13 protein-coding genes are annotated in these 16,113 nt (G+C 60.4%); 7 read left to right on the plus strand and 6 right to left on the minus strand.

Annotated elements, in window-relative coordinates:
- Positions 1-4: 4 nt before the first annotated feature.
- Positions 5-922, minus strand: coding sequence for a peptidylprolyl isomerase (locus tag NKH59_RS26710; protein WP_352542474.1), 918 nt, complete (start codon positions 920-922; stop codon positions 5-7).
- A gap of 252 nt (positions 923-1,174) precedes the next feature.
- On the opposite strand from NKH59_RS26710, the gene secA reads away from it, so the two are divergent.
- From secA to NKH59_RS26745, 7 genes are all read left to right on the plus strand, one after another.
- Positions 1,175-3,907, plus strand: a complete 2,733-nt coding sequence (gene secA, locus NKH59_RS26715) for a preprotein translocase subunit SecA (RefSeq protein ID WP_353023527.1) — start codon at positions 1,175-1,177, stop codon at positions 3,905-3,907.
- A 542-nt stretch (positions 3,908-4,449) separates the two neighbouring features.
- A complete protein-coding gene (locus NKH59_RS26720) occupies positions 4,450-5,511 on the plus strand; it encodes a PP2C family protein-serine/threonine phosphatase (RefSeq protein WP_352542472.1) in 1,062 nt (353 codons plus the stop codon).
- Entirely contained in the window at positions 5,508-6,581 is a 1,074-nt protein-coding gene (locus NKH59_RS26725) for a protein kinase domain-containing protein (protein ID WP_352542471.1), read from the plus strand. The genes NKH59_RS26720 and NKH59_RS26725 overlap by 4 nt, the downstream gene beginning before the upstream one ends.
- Positions 6,578-7,642, plus strand: coding sequence for a serine/threonine-protein kinase (locus NKH59_RS26730; RefSeq protein ID WP_353023529.1), 1,065 nt, complete (start codon positions 6,578-6,580; stop codon positions 7,640-7,642). Before NKH59_RS26725 ends, NKH59_RS26730 begins: the two co-directional genes overlap by 4 nt.
- Positions 7,643-7,907: 265 nt before the next feature.
- Complete coding sequence (locus NKH59_RS26735; protein WP_352542469.1) at positions 7,908-9,308, plus strand: lipopolysaccharide biosynthesis protein; 1,401 nt, start codon at positions 7,908-7,910, stop codon at positions 9,306-9,308.
- Entirely contained in the window at positions 9,308-10,588 is a 1,281-nt protein-coding gene (locus NKH59_RS26740; RefSeq protein WP_352542468.1) for a GNAT family N-acetyltransferase, read from the plus strand. Before NKH59_RS26735 ends, NKH59_RS26740 begins: the two co-directional genes overlap by 1 nt.
- 210 nt (positions 10,589-10,798) lie before the next feature.
- Positions 10,799-11,407: a hypothetical protein gene (locus NKH59_RS26745; protein ID WP_023677966.1), complete on the plus strand. Its 609-nt coding sequence runs from the start codon at positions 10,799-10,801 to the stop codon at positions 11,405-11,407.
- 269 nt (positions 11,408-11,676) lie between these two features.
- Here NKH59_RS26745 and ssuD read toward each other — a convergent pair whose 3' ends face one another.
- The 5 genes from ssuD to NKH59_RS26770 form a co-directional block, all read right to left on the minus strand.
- Positions 11,677-12,825 (minus strand): FMNH2-dependent alkanesulfonate monooxygenase, encoded by a 1,149-nt coding sequence (gene ssuD / locus NKH59_RS26750; RefSeq protein ID WP_352542467.1) that lies wholly within the window; start codon positions 12,823-12,825, stop codon positions 11,677-11,679.
- A gap of 42 nt (positions 12,826-12,867) precedes the next feature.
- Complete coding sequence (locus NKH59_RS26755) at positions 12,868-13,716, minus strand: ABC transporter permease subunit (RefSeq protein ID WP_352542466.1); 849 nt, start codon at positions 13,714-13,716, stop codon at positions 12,868-12,870.
- A complete protein-coding gene (locus NKH59_RS26760; protein WP_352542465.1) occupies positions 13,713-14,507 on the minus strand; it encodes a taurine ABC transporter ATP-binding protein in 795 nt (264 codons plus the stop codon). Before NKH59_RS26760 ends, NKH59_RS26755 begins: the two co-directional genes overlap by 4 nt.
- Before the next feature lie 68 nt (positions 14,508-14,575).
- Positions 14,576-15,583, minus strand: a complete 1,008-nt coding sequence (tauA, locus tag NKH59_RS26765; protein WP_352542464.1) for a taurine ABC transporter substrate-binding protein — start codon at positions 15,581-15,583, stop codon at positions 14,576-14,578.
- Positions 15,584-15,841: 258 nt separating this feature from the next.
- The coding region (locus tag NKH59_RS26770) for an NAD(P)H-dependent oxidoreductase (RefSeq protein WP_353023532.1) at positions 15,842-16,113 on the minus strand (272 nt) is incomplete at its 5' end.

The following is a 16,113-nucleotide window of genomic DNA, read 5'->3' on the forward strand; positions in this document are numbered from 1 at the left end:
TGGCCTATTTGGCGCTTTCCAGCGCGTCGACCGTCTTCTTCAGGTTCGCATCGGGGATGTCGACCTTGGCGTTGGCGCGCAGCGACTTGACCAGCGCGAAATACTTGTCGCGGATGACCGCCTGGCGCGCCTGGTCCTTGACCTGGTCGAACGCCGGCGGCTGCTTGGTGCGCTTGTCCTCGACCTTGATGACGTGCCAGCCGAACTGCGACTGCACCGGCTGGTCGGTATATTTGCCGACCGCCAGCGCAAACACCGCCTTGTCGAATTCCGGCACCATCTGGCCAGGTCCGAACCAGCCGAGATCGCCGCCGCTGGTCTTGCCGCTCGGATCGCTGGTGTGCTCGTTGGCAAGCTTCTGGAAGTCGGCGCCGCCGTCGAGCTGCTTGATGATGGCGTCTGCCTCTTCCTTCGTCTTCACGAGGATGTGACGGGCGTGCACCTCATTGCTGGGCGGCGTGTTGGCGATTTCCTGGTCGTAGCGGGCGCGGACCTCGGCATCGGTAACCTTGTCGACGACGCCCTTCTCGACCATTTCGCCATGCAGCGCGCGCTGCTGCAGGAAGGCCATGCGGCGCTGGAAGTCGGGATCCTTGTCGAGGCCGGTGGTCACCGCCTGGGCCGCCATCACGCGGATTTCGATCGCCGCCGACAGCGCCGCGGCGCGGCGCTGCTCGGGCGGAAGCTGCGCGAACTGTTGTGACAGCTCGCCCTCGGCAAGCCCAAGGTCTGCCTCGGTCAGCGTCTGGCCGTTGATGGTGGCGACCACGGCGTTCGGATCGACCGGCTTGGCCGCCGGAGCGGGTGCTGCCGGCTGGGCAGGGGCGGCCTCCTGTGCCATCAGCGGCGACAGCGAGAGGGCCGATAGCCCGAATGCCAGACCAAGGCTGGCGAGCGACGCGCGGCGGAACAATACTGACATTACGATTATCTCCAAAGCGGGATAGCTAGAGCGGAATGGCTTCCAGACCAGCAAGATTGTGGCGGAATTTGGCGCGGTCGACAGGGCGAGCGCGGCGTTGACATCGAATGAGCCCCCTCTTATCTGTCCAACGACTTTGCGTCCAGAACCGTTTTCCGGGCGCTTTTTGCGTTTGTCCGCGTTCACGTGGAGTTGATGGGGCCAGCCGGCGCCCGTCGCAATGACTTGGAATGCTATCGAAAGGGCCATTGGATGGTCAGTCTCGGCGGTCTCGCCCGTAAGGTTTTCGGCTCCTCCAACGATCGTCGGGTCAAATCGACCCGGCCGCGCGTCGAGGCGATCAATGCCATGGAAAACGAGATGCAGGCGCTTTCCGACGCCGAGCTTCAGGCCCGCACGGACAAGTTCCGCCAGGACATCGCCAACGGCGCCAGTCTCGACGACCTCCTGGTGCCGGCCTTCGCCACCGTGCGTGAGGCCGCCCGCCGCGTGCTCGGCATGCGGCCGTTCGACGTGCAGCTGATCGGCGGCATGGTGCTGCACAATGGCGGCATCGCCGAGATGCGCACCGGCGAAGGCAAGACGCTGGTGGCGACGTTGCCGGTCTACCTCAACGCGCTCGCCGGCAACGGCGTCCATGTCGTCACCGTCAACGACTACCTGGCCACGCGCGACTCCGAATGGATGGGCCGCGTCTACAAATTCCTCGGCCTCAAGGTCGGCGTCATCGTCCACGGCCTGTCCGACGAGGAGCGCCGCGTCGCCTACGCCGCCGATGTCACCTACGCCACCAACAACGAGCTCGGCTTCGACTATCTGCGCGACAACATGAAATACGAGCGCGCCCAGATGGTGCAGCGCGGCCACAGCTACGCCATCGTCGACGAGGTCGATTCCATCCTGGTCGACGAAGCGCGCACGCCGCTGATCATTTCCGGTCCGCTCGAGGACCGTTCGGAAATGTACAACACCATCGACACCTTCATCATCCAGCTGCAGCCGCAGGACTACGAGATCGACGAGAAGCAGAAGACCTCGATCTTCACCGAGGAAGGCACCGAGAAGCTGGAGAACATGCTGCGCGATGCGGGTCTGCTCAAGGGCGAGTCGCTCTACGACGTCGAGAACGTCGCCATCGTCCACCACGTCAACAACGCGCTGAAGGCGCACCGGCTGTTCCAGCGGGACAAGGACTATATCGTGCGCAACGGCGAGATCGTCATCATCGACGAGTTCACCGGCCGCATGATGCCCGGCCGCCGCTATTCGGAGGGCCTGCACCAGGCGCTCGAAGCCAAGGAGCATGTGGCGATCCAGCCGGAGAACCAGACGCTCGCCTCGGTCACCTTCCAGAACTATTTCCGCCTCTACAAGAAGCTCGCCGGCATGACCGGCACGGCGCTGACCGAGGCCGAGGAATTCGCCAACATCTACAATCTCGACGTCACCGAGATCCCGACCAACCTGCCGGTCATCCGCATTGACGAAGACGACGAGGTCTACCGGACGGTCGAGGAGAAATACAAGGCGATCGTCAAGGAGATCAAGGAAGCCCGCGCCAAGGGCCAGCCGACGCTGGTCGGCACGACTTCCATCGAGAAGTCCGAGCAGCTGGCCGAACGCCTGCGCAAGGAAGGTTTCAAGGATTTCGAGGTGCTGAACGCCCGCCACCACGAGCGCGAGGCGGCGATCGTCGCCCAGGCCGGCAAGCCCGGCGCCATCACCATCGCCACCAACATGGCCGGCCGCGGCACCGACATCCAGCTCGGCGGCAATGCCGACATGCGCATCGCCGAGGAGCTTGGCGACATGCCGGCCGGCCCCGAGCGCGAAGCCAGGGAAAAGGAAATCCGCGACGACATCGCCCGGCTGAAGGAAAAGGCACTCGCCGCCGGCGGCCTCTACGTGCTGGCCACCGAACGCCATGAATCGCGCCGCATCGACAACCAGTTGCGCGGCCGCTCGGGCCGCCAGGGCGATCCCGGCCGGTCGAAATTCTTCCTGTCGCTGCAGGACGACCTGATGCGGATCTTCGGTTCCGAGCGCATGGACGGCATGCTGCAGAAGCTCGGCCTCAAGGAAGACGAGGCGATCATCCATCCGTGGATCAACAAGGCGCTGGAAAAGGCGCAGAAGAAGGTCGAGGCGCGCAACTTCGACATCCGCAAGAACCTCTTGAAATACGATGACGTCTCGAACGACCAGCGCAAGGTGGTGTTCGAGCAGCGCATCGAGCTGATGGACGGCGAGGGCCTGTCCGAGACCATCACCGAGATGCGCGAAGGCGTCATCGAGGAGATCGTCGCCAAGAACATTCCCGAAAATGCCTATGCCGAGCAGTGGAACGTCGCCGGCCTCAAGGCCGAGATCGCCGAATTCCTCAACCTCGATTTGCCGGTCGAGGACTGGGTCAAGGAAGAGGGCATCGCCGAGGACGACATCCGCGAGCGCATCAGCCAGGCCGCCGAGGCCGCCGCCAAGGAGCGCGCCGAGCGTTTCGGCCCCGACGTGATGACCTATGTCGAGCGCTCGGTGGTGCTGCAGACGCTCGACCATCTGTGGCGCGAGCACATCGTCAATCTCGACCATCTGCGCTCGGTCGTCGGCTTCCGCGGCTATGCGCAGCGCGATCCGCTGCAGGAGTACAAGGGCGAAGCGTTCGAGCTGTTCCAGGCGATGCTGGGCAATCTGCGCCAGGCCGTCACCGCGCAACTGATGCGCGTCGAACTGGTCCGCCAGGCGGCCGATGCGCCGCCGCCCGAAGCGCCCGACATGTTCGGCAGCCATATCGACGGCTTTACCGGCGAGGACGATTTCGAAGGCGGCGAGACGGCCGTGCTGGTCCGCCAGGAGACCAACGCCATTGTCGCCCCCGAAGACCGTGACCCGAAGAACCCGGCGACCTGGGGCAAGGTCGGCCGCAACGAGGCTTGCCCGTGCGGGTCAGGGAAAAAATACAAGCATTGTCATGGGGCGTTTGCGTAAGGCACTGCTTTCCTTCGCCCCGTTCACGGGGAGAAGGTGCCCGAAGGGCGGATGAGGGGCAGCGCCGGCGCTTGCGACTAGCCGATCTCCCCACCTGAGGGGGAGATGGCCGGCAGGCCAGAGGGGGGGCGCCCCGGCAGGCATCTCGGCTCAATCTAAAACTAGATTAGCAAAACTAAATCGTCCATGTTGCAGAAGACGGCTCGCTCCATCATCGTATAACAGTCGTATCCATAGATCCTCAGCGTGACGCGTGGCTCATAAAACCTTGCGGTAGGTTTGATGGTCGATTCGCGATTTTCAAGGAGCGCCTCGCCGGTAAGCCGACGAAGCCTCAGTGTTGGCTCAAACTACAATATTGTGCCATATGCAGATCGGGGAAAATCCTGCTTTGTCGGATGCCTTCAAGAATGAACTCGTCTATTATTTTTCCGGCGAGCATTTAACTCTGGCGATTTAAGCATTTAGGAATTGTGCTGAACCAAGATCGTGGTTGCCCAAACATCAGAGAATTAGGCCTTAGACAGACGCATGGAGAACATGTGAGTAGCGAACTTGAAGATCGCATCGAATATTTTATTTCCAAGCAGGCGATCGGCCGCAGCACGCAGGTTAACGATGGTATTGGGGTAGGTTCCTCGAAGGGACCGGTGCGCCAGGAAAATCAGGATCGAGCGGCGGTTGCCTATATCGTGAGGCCGTCGGGCGAGGCTTTGCTGATTGCATTGATCTGTGACGGAATGGGGGGAATGAAAGAGGGAGGCGCAGCCGCCGGTTGTGCCGCCGGAACATTCCTTGCTCGCTTAGCATTGCCCTCAGGTGCGCCAATCGCAAGCCAAATGTTAGGGGCGATCAATGCCGCCAATGCAGAAGTTCATCGTAGATTTCGAGGCGATGGCGGCACTACTCTTACTGCTTTGGTTATTAGGGGTTCTGGAGAAGCCTGGGCTACGCACGTTGGGGATAGCAGGCTGTATGCGAGCAGACCGGATAGGAGCCTTGACCTCTTAACTCGCGACGACACCATCGGTGGGCAGCTTCATCAGATCAGCGATGCGAATGAAGATAATTTGGACAGTCGTCTTCTTCAGTTTGTTGGAATTGGAAAGGCTATTGAGCCTCACATTTTTCCTGTGTCCGATGCTCTAAGTTCGACTTTTATAATTACGTCTGATGGCGCTCATAGTATCGGAAAAAAAGCACTGGAGAGAATTAATCGCCACTCTAGAAGCCCCGGGGAACTTGCGCGCAAGATTACATACGTCGCGGAAGCGATGGGCGTCGAGGATAATTCTTCGGCAGTGGTGATTTATGCAAATGACTTTAGCCCTGGACCGCACTTCGCGAGAGGTACTGAGCTTACTATATGGAGCCCCAGCGATCGACTGGAGATGTGGCTTGCTTCGCCTAGTCAGATTGGGCAATTCTCACAAGAATTGAATAAATCTGCAGAATCGACAGGAGTAAAATCAAAGAAACCCGCTCGAACTCCTCGAAAGACCGACAAGAAACCGGGTGAGAACAAAGCTCGAGTTTCTGAAAATGAAATTGAAAAACCGCAATTGAATATAGAGTTCAATAACAAGAGTAAGAAACAGGAATGATAACTCTCCCGACCAGGTATTCCAAGATGGTCATGACTCTTTCCGGAGGAGGAATGGGGGAGACCGCTCTTTGCTTTGACAGCAATCTTCAGCGTCAAGTGGTGGTGAAATCTCTTAAGCCTGGGATCGAAAAGTATAGACTTATGGATGAGCTATCTGCCCTTGCTGACATCAGGTCGAAGTACGTAGTCCAAGTCTTGGACGTTATCCATGATGACTTAGAGATCGTGGGATTTGTCGAAGAGTACATAGAAGGCACAGACCTAAAACCGATTGAAGCCTCGTCTGGTACCGGCGTGGCACTTCGTTCATTGTACTCCATAATTTCCGGAATTAGCGACGTTCATCAGCACGGCCGTGTTCATCGCGACATAAAACCGGATAACATGAAGGTCGATAGCTCTGGCGTACTGAAAATATTTGACTTTGGTCTCGCAAAACTCTCTGATGGGGCAAAAACAAAACAACTATTTTTTACTCCGTTCTATGCAGCACCTGAGGTTTTTATTCCCGATTCCAGCGGGAACCATATTTTTACGGCGGCTGTAGATATATTCGCATTTGGGGTCACCGCATTATGGCTTCTGAATGCGGGCAAGCTGCCGCCTGAACTTGGGCATGTCCCTCCGTCCATACCTAAAAAGTCATTGGCTTTTAATTCCACCGACGTCTCAGTTCCCGTTGAAATAGCTTATTTACTGAATTCGACGCTGAGTTATGATCCATTGGAGCGACCCAATGCCGAAACGCTCCGGGCCGCTCTCGGAAAAAATCTCTTATTTGATAAGCACCGCATGCTGATCACGTATTCGGGTAGCGATCATTTCGTTGATGCTGCCAACCGGACCGTCACTCTTACTGCACAGGGCGACGGAGTAACCATAAGTTATGATGGGCTCGATTTTGTTGTGACTCAGGTATTAGGCCATGTGAGACACAACAATCGGCAGGTCGTTGTGGGATACAGGTTGCAGGGAGCCGCGGTGATAGTTTTGGGGGATCCGAGTGGCGACAGGAGACTCAGGACCTCGATTACGGCAGATATCTCTCACCCCGAGGTGATGAATTGAAGGGCCCGGTATCAAAAGGGACGGCAGCGATTGCCGGCCGCTACAGTCCGGAAGAATGGATCGGAGCAGGCGGCATGCAGCACGTTTACCGCGTAGTTGATCAATTGTTTGGCCGACAAGTTGCTCTTAAGACACCTAAGGATGACGCTGGACTAAAGCGCTTTCAGCAATCTGCCGTGGTCAGTGCTAAAGTAAATCATCCGAACGTAGCGAAGACACTTGATTACTTCGAAGATGGAGGGCGGCCTTTTATTATTGAAGAACTTGTACCAGGAGCAGACTTGGCTGCGGTGATGGAAGGCAACCTTCCTTATCTTCCACCTTCGACATGCACGCGGATATTGCATCAATTGGCAAAGGGATTAGCTGCTTCGCATGCAGTAGAAGTTGTACATAGAGATTTAAAGCCAAGCAACATTATGGTCGTAGGCGGATTCCAGTTCGATAATGTAAAAATTACAGACTTTGGCATTGCCAAGATGGCTGAAGCCGAGATCGGGCCATGGGCTGAAGCCGGAGGTTCTACTTCATCAAAAACCGTCCTCGGAGCAATACCGTACATGTCACCCGAAGCGATCAACGAATTCAAAATGCCTAAGAAATCGTCGGACGTGTGGGCAATAGCAGCAATTACCTACGAGCTTCTCGTCGGCGAGCTCCCATTTGGAACGGGCCTTAAGTCTATACCTAATATCATTGCAGCGAAAACCCCAAAGCCTCCAACTCAGATAAATTCCGCTCAGTTTAAAAGTTTAGGAAAACAACTTTTTGAAATCATCTGTCGCCGCTTAGATAAAGACGAAAACAAACGTCCGACCGCATCTCAATTGGCGCTACTTTGTGAAGATTTATGCTACTCTATAACGAGATACGATTACGGGATTATTAGCCAGCTGCATGGATATACGGGGCGTATTTCTGATAGTCAGAACACAATTCTGATGTACCATCCAGAAAGTTTCTACGGCACATCAAAAGTAAAAGAGGGCTCTCGGGTGTGGTTTGGCCGTGATGAAGGTTCGCCATGGGATAGGGCTTTTCCTATAGTGAAGGCCATCTGAAAAGCGAACAAATGAAGTGGTTGCCCCTTATCTGGATTGACTGCGGATTTGTAGGGCACATCGGGGGCGATCCGACCTCTCCCACAAAGGGGAGTAAGGAGCCGGCGTATCGCTCTCCTGCCTCCGCTAGGATCCGAGCGTTCATCGCTCGAAAAGCCGAATCGTTGGCTTTTCGTCCGCCCCGCCTCCTCCCCACCCAACCGTTTCTTAATGTGTCTTCGCTACACCCAATCCCTGTAAATTGGCGGAAAACGGAGAGTATTGGGTGCGCTTTTCCGCGGCGACGACAGCCGGGCGGTTCCTGCCGCAGCGCCTTGCGCTGCGCATCAGGCCGCTGCTTGGCCTGATCGATGCCGTGCTGTTCAGCGCCGGCGCGCGCGGCGAGGCCGGCCGCATGTCGCTGATCGCCTTTTCAGTCCGCATTATCAGCGCCGTCATCGCCTTCGTCAGCCAGGTTTTGATGGCGCGCTGGATGGGGTCGTTCGAATACGGCATTTTCGTGCTCGTGTGGGTGACGATGGTCATCGTCGGCAATCTCGCCTGCCTCGGCTTCCACACCTCGATCATCCGCTTCATTCCCGAATATCGCGAGCGCGGCATGCTGGCCGAATTGCGCGGCATCGTGCGGGCCAGCCGGCTGTTCGTGCTGGTTGCCTCGACGGTGATCGCCGGCCTCGGCGCGCTCGGCGTCTGGCTACTGTCGCCCTTTATCGAGAACTATTATGTCGTGCCGTTCATCCTCGGCATCATCTGCCTGCCGATGATCGCCATGTCCGACCTGCTGCAAGGGCTGGCGCGGGCCAATTCCTGGGCGCTGTTTGCGCTGTCGCCGACATTCCTGGTGCGGCCGCTGCTGATCCTGGCGTTCATGGCGCTGATGCTGCTGGCGGGCTACGCGCCCGATGCCAGAACGGCGATCTTCGCCGCGATCGCCGCCACCTACGCCACCACGCTCGGTCAGCTCGTCGGCGTCACCTCGCGCATCGACAAAAGAATTCCGGCCGGGCCGATGAAGCTGCATTTCGGCCAATGGTTCATCGTCTCGCTGCCGATCTTCCTGGTCGAGAGCTTCTTCTTCCTGCTCACCAATGCCGACGTGCTGATGGTCGGCGCCTATCTCGATCCCAACGACGTCGCCGTCTATTTCGCCACCGTCAAGACGCTGGCGCTGGTGCATTTCGTCTATTTCGCCGTCAAGGCCGGCGTCGCCCAGCGCTATGCGCAGTTCACCCATGGCGAGCCGCAAAAGCTCGCCGCCTTTGCCCGCGAAACCGTGTCGTGGACCTTCTGGCCGTCGCTGGCGATGGCGCTGCTGGTTCTGGCCCTGGGCGAGCCGATGCTGACCCTGTTCGGCCCCGAATTTTCCGCCGGCTATCCGCTGCTGTTCCTGCTGGTGTTCGGCGTCGTCGCGCGTGCCGCCGTCGGCCCTTGCGAAAGCCTGCTCACCATGAGCGGCAACCAGAACATCTGTGCTGCCGTCTACGCCATGACGCTGGCCTTCAACATCGCGCTTAGCGTCATGCTGATCCCGCTTTTCGGTCTGTGGGGCGCGGCGATGGCCACCGTCTTCGCCATGATCTTCGAGGCCGGCGCGCTGTCCTTTACGGTCTGGCGCAAGCTCGGCATCGCCATGGTCATTTTCGTGCCCGCCAAAGGAGCCGCCTGATGGCTGCCGTCCCCTTGCTCGAGGAAACCAGCGGCGGCCCGGCCGGCGCCATGGTGTCCGGCCTTGCCGGGCTTGCCCGCGAAGCCGACCCCGCCCATGTCGAGATCCTCGCCAACAACCGGCCCGAGCGCAAGCTTGCCATCTATCCGGCCTCCGCCGGCTTCGACCTGGTCGAGGAGCTCGACTATCTCTGTACCCGCACGATCGAGCCCAACGTCTTCTTCAATCCGCGCTTCCTGGCGCCGGCCATGCCCAGGCTCGAGGACCGCGAGGTGCGGCTGGCCGTCATCCGGGACGGCGACCAGTACCGCAACCGGCTGCGCCTGCTGGTGCCGTTCTCGGTCGAGCGGCCGGCGGTGCCGCTCGGGGTTCCAGTCATGCGCACCTGGTCGAGCCCGTTCGGCCCGATCGGCACGCCGCTGGTCGACCGCGACGATCCGATCGGCGTGATCGAGGATCTCTTCTCGATGCTGTCGCGGCCGCATCTCAAGCTGCCGAAAGTCTTCGTGCTGCCCGACATAAGGCTGGACGGCCCGGTGGCCAGCCTGCTCGCCAGCGTCGCCGAAACGCGCGGCCTGACGCTGGTCACCACCGGCAAGGCCGAGCGCCCGGTGCTCGAAAGCGAGCTCGACGGCGAGGAATATCTGAAAGCTTCGCTGCGCGCCCACCATTATCGCGAGTTCCGCCGCCTGAAGCGCCGCCTCGCCGACCTCGGCCGGCTGGAGCATGTCGTGGCGCGCGGGCCTGACGAGATCCGCCACGCCATCGAAAATTTCCTGACGCTGGAGGCTGCCGGCTGGAAAGGCCGCGAGCGCACCGCCATGGCGATCGACCGCTACCGGGCCGCCTTCGCCCGCGAAGCGGTGCACCGGCTGGCCGAGCAGGATCTCTGCCGCATCCATTCGCTGACGCTCGACGGCCGCACCATCGCCTGCCTGGTCGTCTTCGTCGAGGCCGGCGTCGCCTACACCTGGAAGACCGCCTATGACGAGACGCTCGCTGCCTATTCGCCGGGCACGCTGCTGATGATCGAGGTGACCAGGCAGCATCTCGACGACCCCAACATCATGATGACCGATTCCTGCGCGGTGCCCGACCATCCGGTGATGAGCCGGCTGTGGAGCGAACGCAAGCCGATGGGCACGCTGGTGATCGGGCTGACGCCGGACGCCGACCGCCCCGCCCGCCAGGCGGCGTCGCAGCTTCACCTCTACCGCGAAACCCGCAACATGGCGCGCCTGTTGCGCAACCGGATGAGGAGCCTGCTGCGCCGGCGCTAGTGCATGGGGTCCGAAGGGGGCCCGACCGTCCGTCTCTGCACAGTCGGCCCGCTCGGGCCTAGGTCGTCAGGGTTAATTCTCCCGATCAGCGGAAAGGATTAGCATCGACGCAGTCCCAACCGGGATGAGGCGATCAATTACGGCCGCGCGTCCAGCATCACTGCCGCCTCGGTCCTGCACGGCCAGAAGAAAAAAATCCGGGAGGAATGCATGATGAAAACAACTCACCTCAGGCGTGTCGGTATCCTCACCTTGGCAGGTCTCGTTGGCGCGTGTCTGAACGCCGCCACTCCTCGGGCGGCCGAACCCGACAAAGCCGAGATCGATGCCCTGCGTAAATCGCTGTCCAGGTATGAAGACTACAAGGTTGCCATTCGCGAGCTTTATCTATCGACGGTAGGATGCGTCTTCTACAGCGGTGAAAAGGTAGAGGGGGCGATGGACTACCCGAAGGGCGCGATGGGCATCCATTTCGTCAACGTCACGACTGTCGGCCCGACCGCGGATCCGACGCGCCCCAATGTGCTGATCTATGAGCCGGTGGGCGGCGAATTGCGCCTGGTCGGCGCGGAATGGCTCGTGCCTTTGACGCCGGACACCAAGGAGCCGCCGAAGCTCTTCGGCCAGACATTCCAGGGGCCGATGGAGGGGCATTATCCGCTCATCCCCAAGGAGTTCCACCACTACGACCTTCACGCCTGGCTGTTCAAGGACAACCCGCTCGGAATGTTCAGCCCGACGAACCCGGACGTGAAATGCGACAACTATCCGTTTCCGATGCCTGAGCAGCCGACCAAGATGGTGCCGGGGCCGATGTGAGCGACCTCGTTACCGCCTGAGGCTGTCGGAGGGGCCGGCCGCGGCCTCAATAGCAGTTATCCCAGGAGGGCTCCTGGGATAACGCCAGCCGAGCTCGCTTGAGCGGCCGGATATGGCCTATCCTAACTTTATCCGGCGGTTAGCCAGGACGCTACTTGCTCTCGGTCGACTTTCCCGAAAGCCGTGTCATTGGACCTGGCCGCAGCCTCGCTCCGATCGCCGCCGCGAAGCCACATGACATCGCCCTGGCCGACGCTGTCGGCAGGTCGTCACGAAGCGGACGCGGTGACTTTGGGGCGTCCGAACTCGACGTCCCAGCTGCGCTCCTGGGGTGCGGCTTCGCCATTCAGGCCGAGTTTGGGGAAAAGCAATTCAGCGACGTTGAACGCCTCTTCCAGATGCGGATAGCCGGACGCGATGATGGTTTCGATGCCGATCTCCTGATACTCGCGAATGCGCGCGGCAACATTGTCGGGATTGCCGACCAAGGCCGTTCCCGCACCTCCGCGCACCAGCCCCGGTCCCGCCCACAGGTTCGGGCCGACGACCAGCCGATCGCGTCGGCCCTGATGCAGCGCCGACATGCGCTTTTGGCCGACGGATTCCGAAATGTGGACAAATCCCTTCTGGGCTTCGGCGATCAGGTCGTCGGTTACGTGGCTGATCAGCCGGTCGGCTGCAGCCCAGGCTTCATCCTCCGTTTCGCGTACGATAAGGTGAATGCGCAGGCCAAAGCGCATCGTGCGGCCTTTCGCTGCCGCTGCCACCCTGACGCGGGCGATCTTTTCGGCAAGCTGGTCCACCGGTTCACCCCAACTCAGATAGGTGTCCACGTGCTTGGCGGCGATCGCGATGCCGGCATCCGAAGAGCCTCCGAACCAGAGTGGCGGATGCGGCCGCTGAACCGGCGGGAAGGAAATGTCGGTGCCGTGGGCGGAAAGATATTTGCCGTCGAAATCCGCCGGCTCACCCGAAAGGATCCGCCGCCAGATGGTCAGGAACTCGTCGGTCTGTGCATAGCGCTCGTCATGACTGAGCTTGTTGCCGTCGCCGGCGAGATCGGCCGGGTCGGCTCCAGTGACGACATTGAGCAGGACACGACCGCCGGAAATGCGGTCCAGAGTGGCTGCATGACGCGCAAACAGCGCCGGTGTACCGCTGCCCGGCCGAAGTGCCACGAGGAACTTCAGCCGTTCGGTGAGCGGGATCAGCCCGGCCGCCACGATCCAGGCGTCTTCACAACGCGTTCCTGTGGGCAGGAGCACACCCTTGAAGCCAAGCCGGTCCGCAGCCTGGGCGATCTCCCTGAGATAGCCGAAGGTTGCCGGGCGGTGCCGCTCGTCCGTGCCGAGATACGGTCCATCGCCATGGGTCGGCAGATACCAGTAGAGGTCGAGCGGACGGGTGTTGCTGGACATCGGATTGTTTCCTTCAGCGATTGCGGAATGTCTAGGCAAGCGTCAGATCTTGCCCTTCCAGGGGATGAGGCGATGCTCCAGCCAGCGCATGCCGCTGGTAAAGGCGAAGGCAAGAATGGCGATGACGATGAGGCCGACGAAGACGACGTCGGTGGCGAGGAAATTGGCCGCCGACATGATCATGTAGCCGAGGCCCGACTGGGCCGCGATCAGCTCGGCCGCTACCAGCGTGGACAATCCGGCGCCGATGGCAATCTTCAGGCCGGTCATGATTTCCGGCAACGCGGACGGCAGGATGATGCTGGTGAAAAGTTGCAGCCGGCTCGCACCGAGCGACAGCGCGGCATTGATGCGTTCGGCCGGCACCGACCGGACGCCGGCCTGTGCGGCAAAACAGATCGGGGCGAAGGTCGACAGCGACAGGAGCACGATCTTGGACGTTTCGCCGATGCCCAGCCAGATGATCAGCAGCGGCAGGTAGGCCAAAGGCGGCAGACCCCAGTAGAGATCGATCGGAACGCTGAAGATGCCCTTGACCCAGCGATTGAGTCCCATCAGCAGGCCGAGCGGAATGCCCAGGAAAATGCCGACACCGAGCGCCGCGGCGATGCGGCCGAGGCTGGCGAGTGTGTGCTCGAGGAGCGTACCGTTGGCATAGCCATCGGCCCAGACGGCGCTGAACTGGGTCAGTACCTCGGCCGGCGACGGCAGGAACAGCGGCGACGCCCAGCCGAAGCGCGTGGCCAAAAACCACAACGCGATGAGCGACGCCAGGGTGACCAGGCTGATGCCGAGCGTGCTTGTCGAAGCGGACCGGCGCGTCTTGGGAGACGGCGCGCGCTGAGCTATCGAAGACGAAAAAGAGGTTCCGGAATTGGCGGCGAGCGTCATTGCAAGGTTCCTGTGCGGGCGCCTTCCGGCTGGTGGATGAGCGAGCGGATTTCCTGCCGCAGTTCGATGAAACGCGGGTGGGACTGGATCGGCCCGATGTCGCCGCTCTCAGCGAAGTCGCGAACGAAGTCGGCGTCGAACCGGGCAACGATGCGGCCTGGTCGAGGCGACATCACAACGATGGTGCTGCCGAGCGTGAGGGCTTCCTCGATCGAATGGGTAATGAACAGGATCTGCTTGCCGGTCTTGGCCCAGACCGAGGCCAGAAGCTGCTGCATCGTCTCGCGCGTCAGGCTGTCGAGGGCGCCGAACGGCTCGTCCATCAGCAGGATCTTCGGATCGGTGGCCAGCGCCCGCGCGATGCCGACTCGCTGGCGCATGCCGCCGGACAGTTCATAGGGCGGCTTTTCGGCGAAATCGGCGAGCCCGACCAGTTCCAGCAGACGCCTCGATCGCTCATGGCGTTCACCGCGCCGCACGCCCCGGTATTTCAGGCCGAGAGCGACATTGTCCAGCACATTGGCCCAGGGCAGCAAGGTATCTTTCTGGAAGACGACGCCACGATCGCCGCCGGGCGCGACAATTTCTTTTCCGTCCAGTGTGATCGTGCCTTCGGTGAGCGGCAGGAAGCCGGCGATCGCGTTGAGCAATGTCGACTTGCCGCATCCGGAAGCACCAACCGCGACAACGATGGAATCTGGAGCGATATCGAGCGAGACGTGATCAAGCGCGTGTACGTCCTGGCCATCCGAGGCCGGAAAGGTCACGCTGGCATCGTGAATTCGAAGCATACTGGCCCTCCAAGCGATCTGGCTGGCGAGATTTTCGCCAGCCAGATCCGGATGTCGTTCAGGGATTTCTAGTTCGAGGCTTTGGCAGCGTCTGCGTATTCCGGATCGGCGAACGCGGCGTAGCTGTCCTTGATGGCGGTGATCTTGTGCTGGTCCTTCAGGAAGCCCGCAGTGTCCTTGAGGATTTTCGCAACGGCGCTCTTCTCACCACCGCCCAGCCATTTGTCGGACACCTGCTCGTCGAGCGGCGGAACCACTGTTGTCTTCAACTGCTCCGAATTCTCGGCCGCCGTGCCGCCCTGCAATTTGGCGATCAGCTTGGCGCTCTCGGAGTCCGGTCCCCATGCGGCCGGGTTGCTCAGGTAGGCGGTGTTGTAGCCGTCGATCAGCCGGACATACTGGCCGAGGAAGTCGGGATTGGCCTTGGCGAAATCGCCGGTCACGACCAGCGCGCTGAAGGTCGGCGCGCCACGGTCGGCGACCTGGCCGGCTGTGAGCAGAACCTTGCCGTCCTTTTTGAGTTCAGAGAGTGCCGGATCCCAGACGAAGGCCCCGTCAATGTCGCCGCGCTTCCAGGCAGCGACGATTTCGGGCTGCGGAATGGCGATGACCTGGGTTTCTTTCTCCGAAATGCCTTCCTGCTTGAGGACGGCGAGAAGCTGGTAATGATCGGTCGATACCGGCGCGGCCGCGAGCTTCTTGCCCCGCAGGTCGGCTGGCGACTTGATATCGGGCCGCACCACCAGGGCTTCTCCGTCACGGGAGACCGAGGAGATGTAGAAGGCCTTCACGTCGATGCCCCTGCTGACGGCTGCGGCGAACGGGCTTGATCCGACATCGCCGATCTGGACGTCGCCGGATGCGATGGCAGCAAAGATGTCAGCACCGGAATTGAAGCGGCGGTATTCGATGTTCCAGCCGGTTTTCTTGGCAAGATCGCCATTGGCAATGCCGAGATTGTAGGGATTGGCACCGGTCTGGTAGGCGATGACGACTTTCTTGTCGTCGGCATGCGCTGCAGCGGATGTGGCCGCTATGGCAAGCCCGACAAGGGCGGCGGAAATAAGTTTTCGCATGGAGCCTTAATCCTTTTGAACAGAGGGCAAACCCCTCGACTGCCCGCCCTATTCAAAGAGCGTTGGATTAAAGTCCACTGATATTATAGACTTAGATAGCAATGGAATTCTTAAAATCAGCTCGCGCTTAAAAAAGAATTCGGATTTAGACGGCACGCTGTCGCCCGCGGGATTATTCAGGCGCAAAATGCGGAGTGCTTACGGGCCGCGCCTTGGCAATATATCGCCCATCAGGCACTTGCCTTGGCACTTTATCCGTCAGGCCGAAGCCGCCCGGACCGGTTGGCTCTTCGGCTGGCGCGGTGAAAGCAGGGCAACGAATTGATCCACGGCCTGCCCGGCCCGCGCCAGAACCAGCGAATCTACGAGCTTGCCGTCGGCAAAGTCGCTGTCACTGCCATAGACGGCGCTCGGCACCGTCAGGGCGGAGTAAAAGCCAAACAGTGGGCGAAGCTGATGTTCGACTACCAGCGCGTGGCGCTGGCCACCACCCGTCGCGCCGATCAGGACCGGCCGGTCGACGAGCGCCA

This window comes from Mesorhizobium sp. M0998 (genome assembly GCF_040318885.1).
GTDB lineage: Bacteria > Pseudomonadota > Alphaproteobacteria > Rhizobiales > Rhizobiaceae > Mesorhizobium.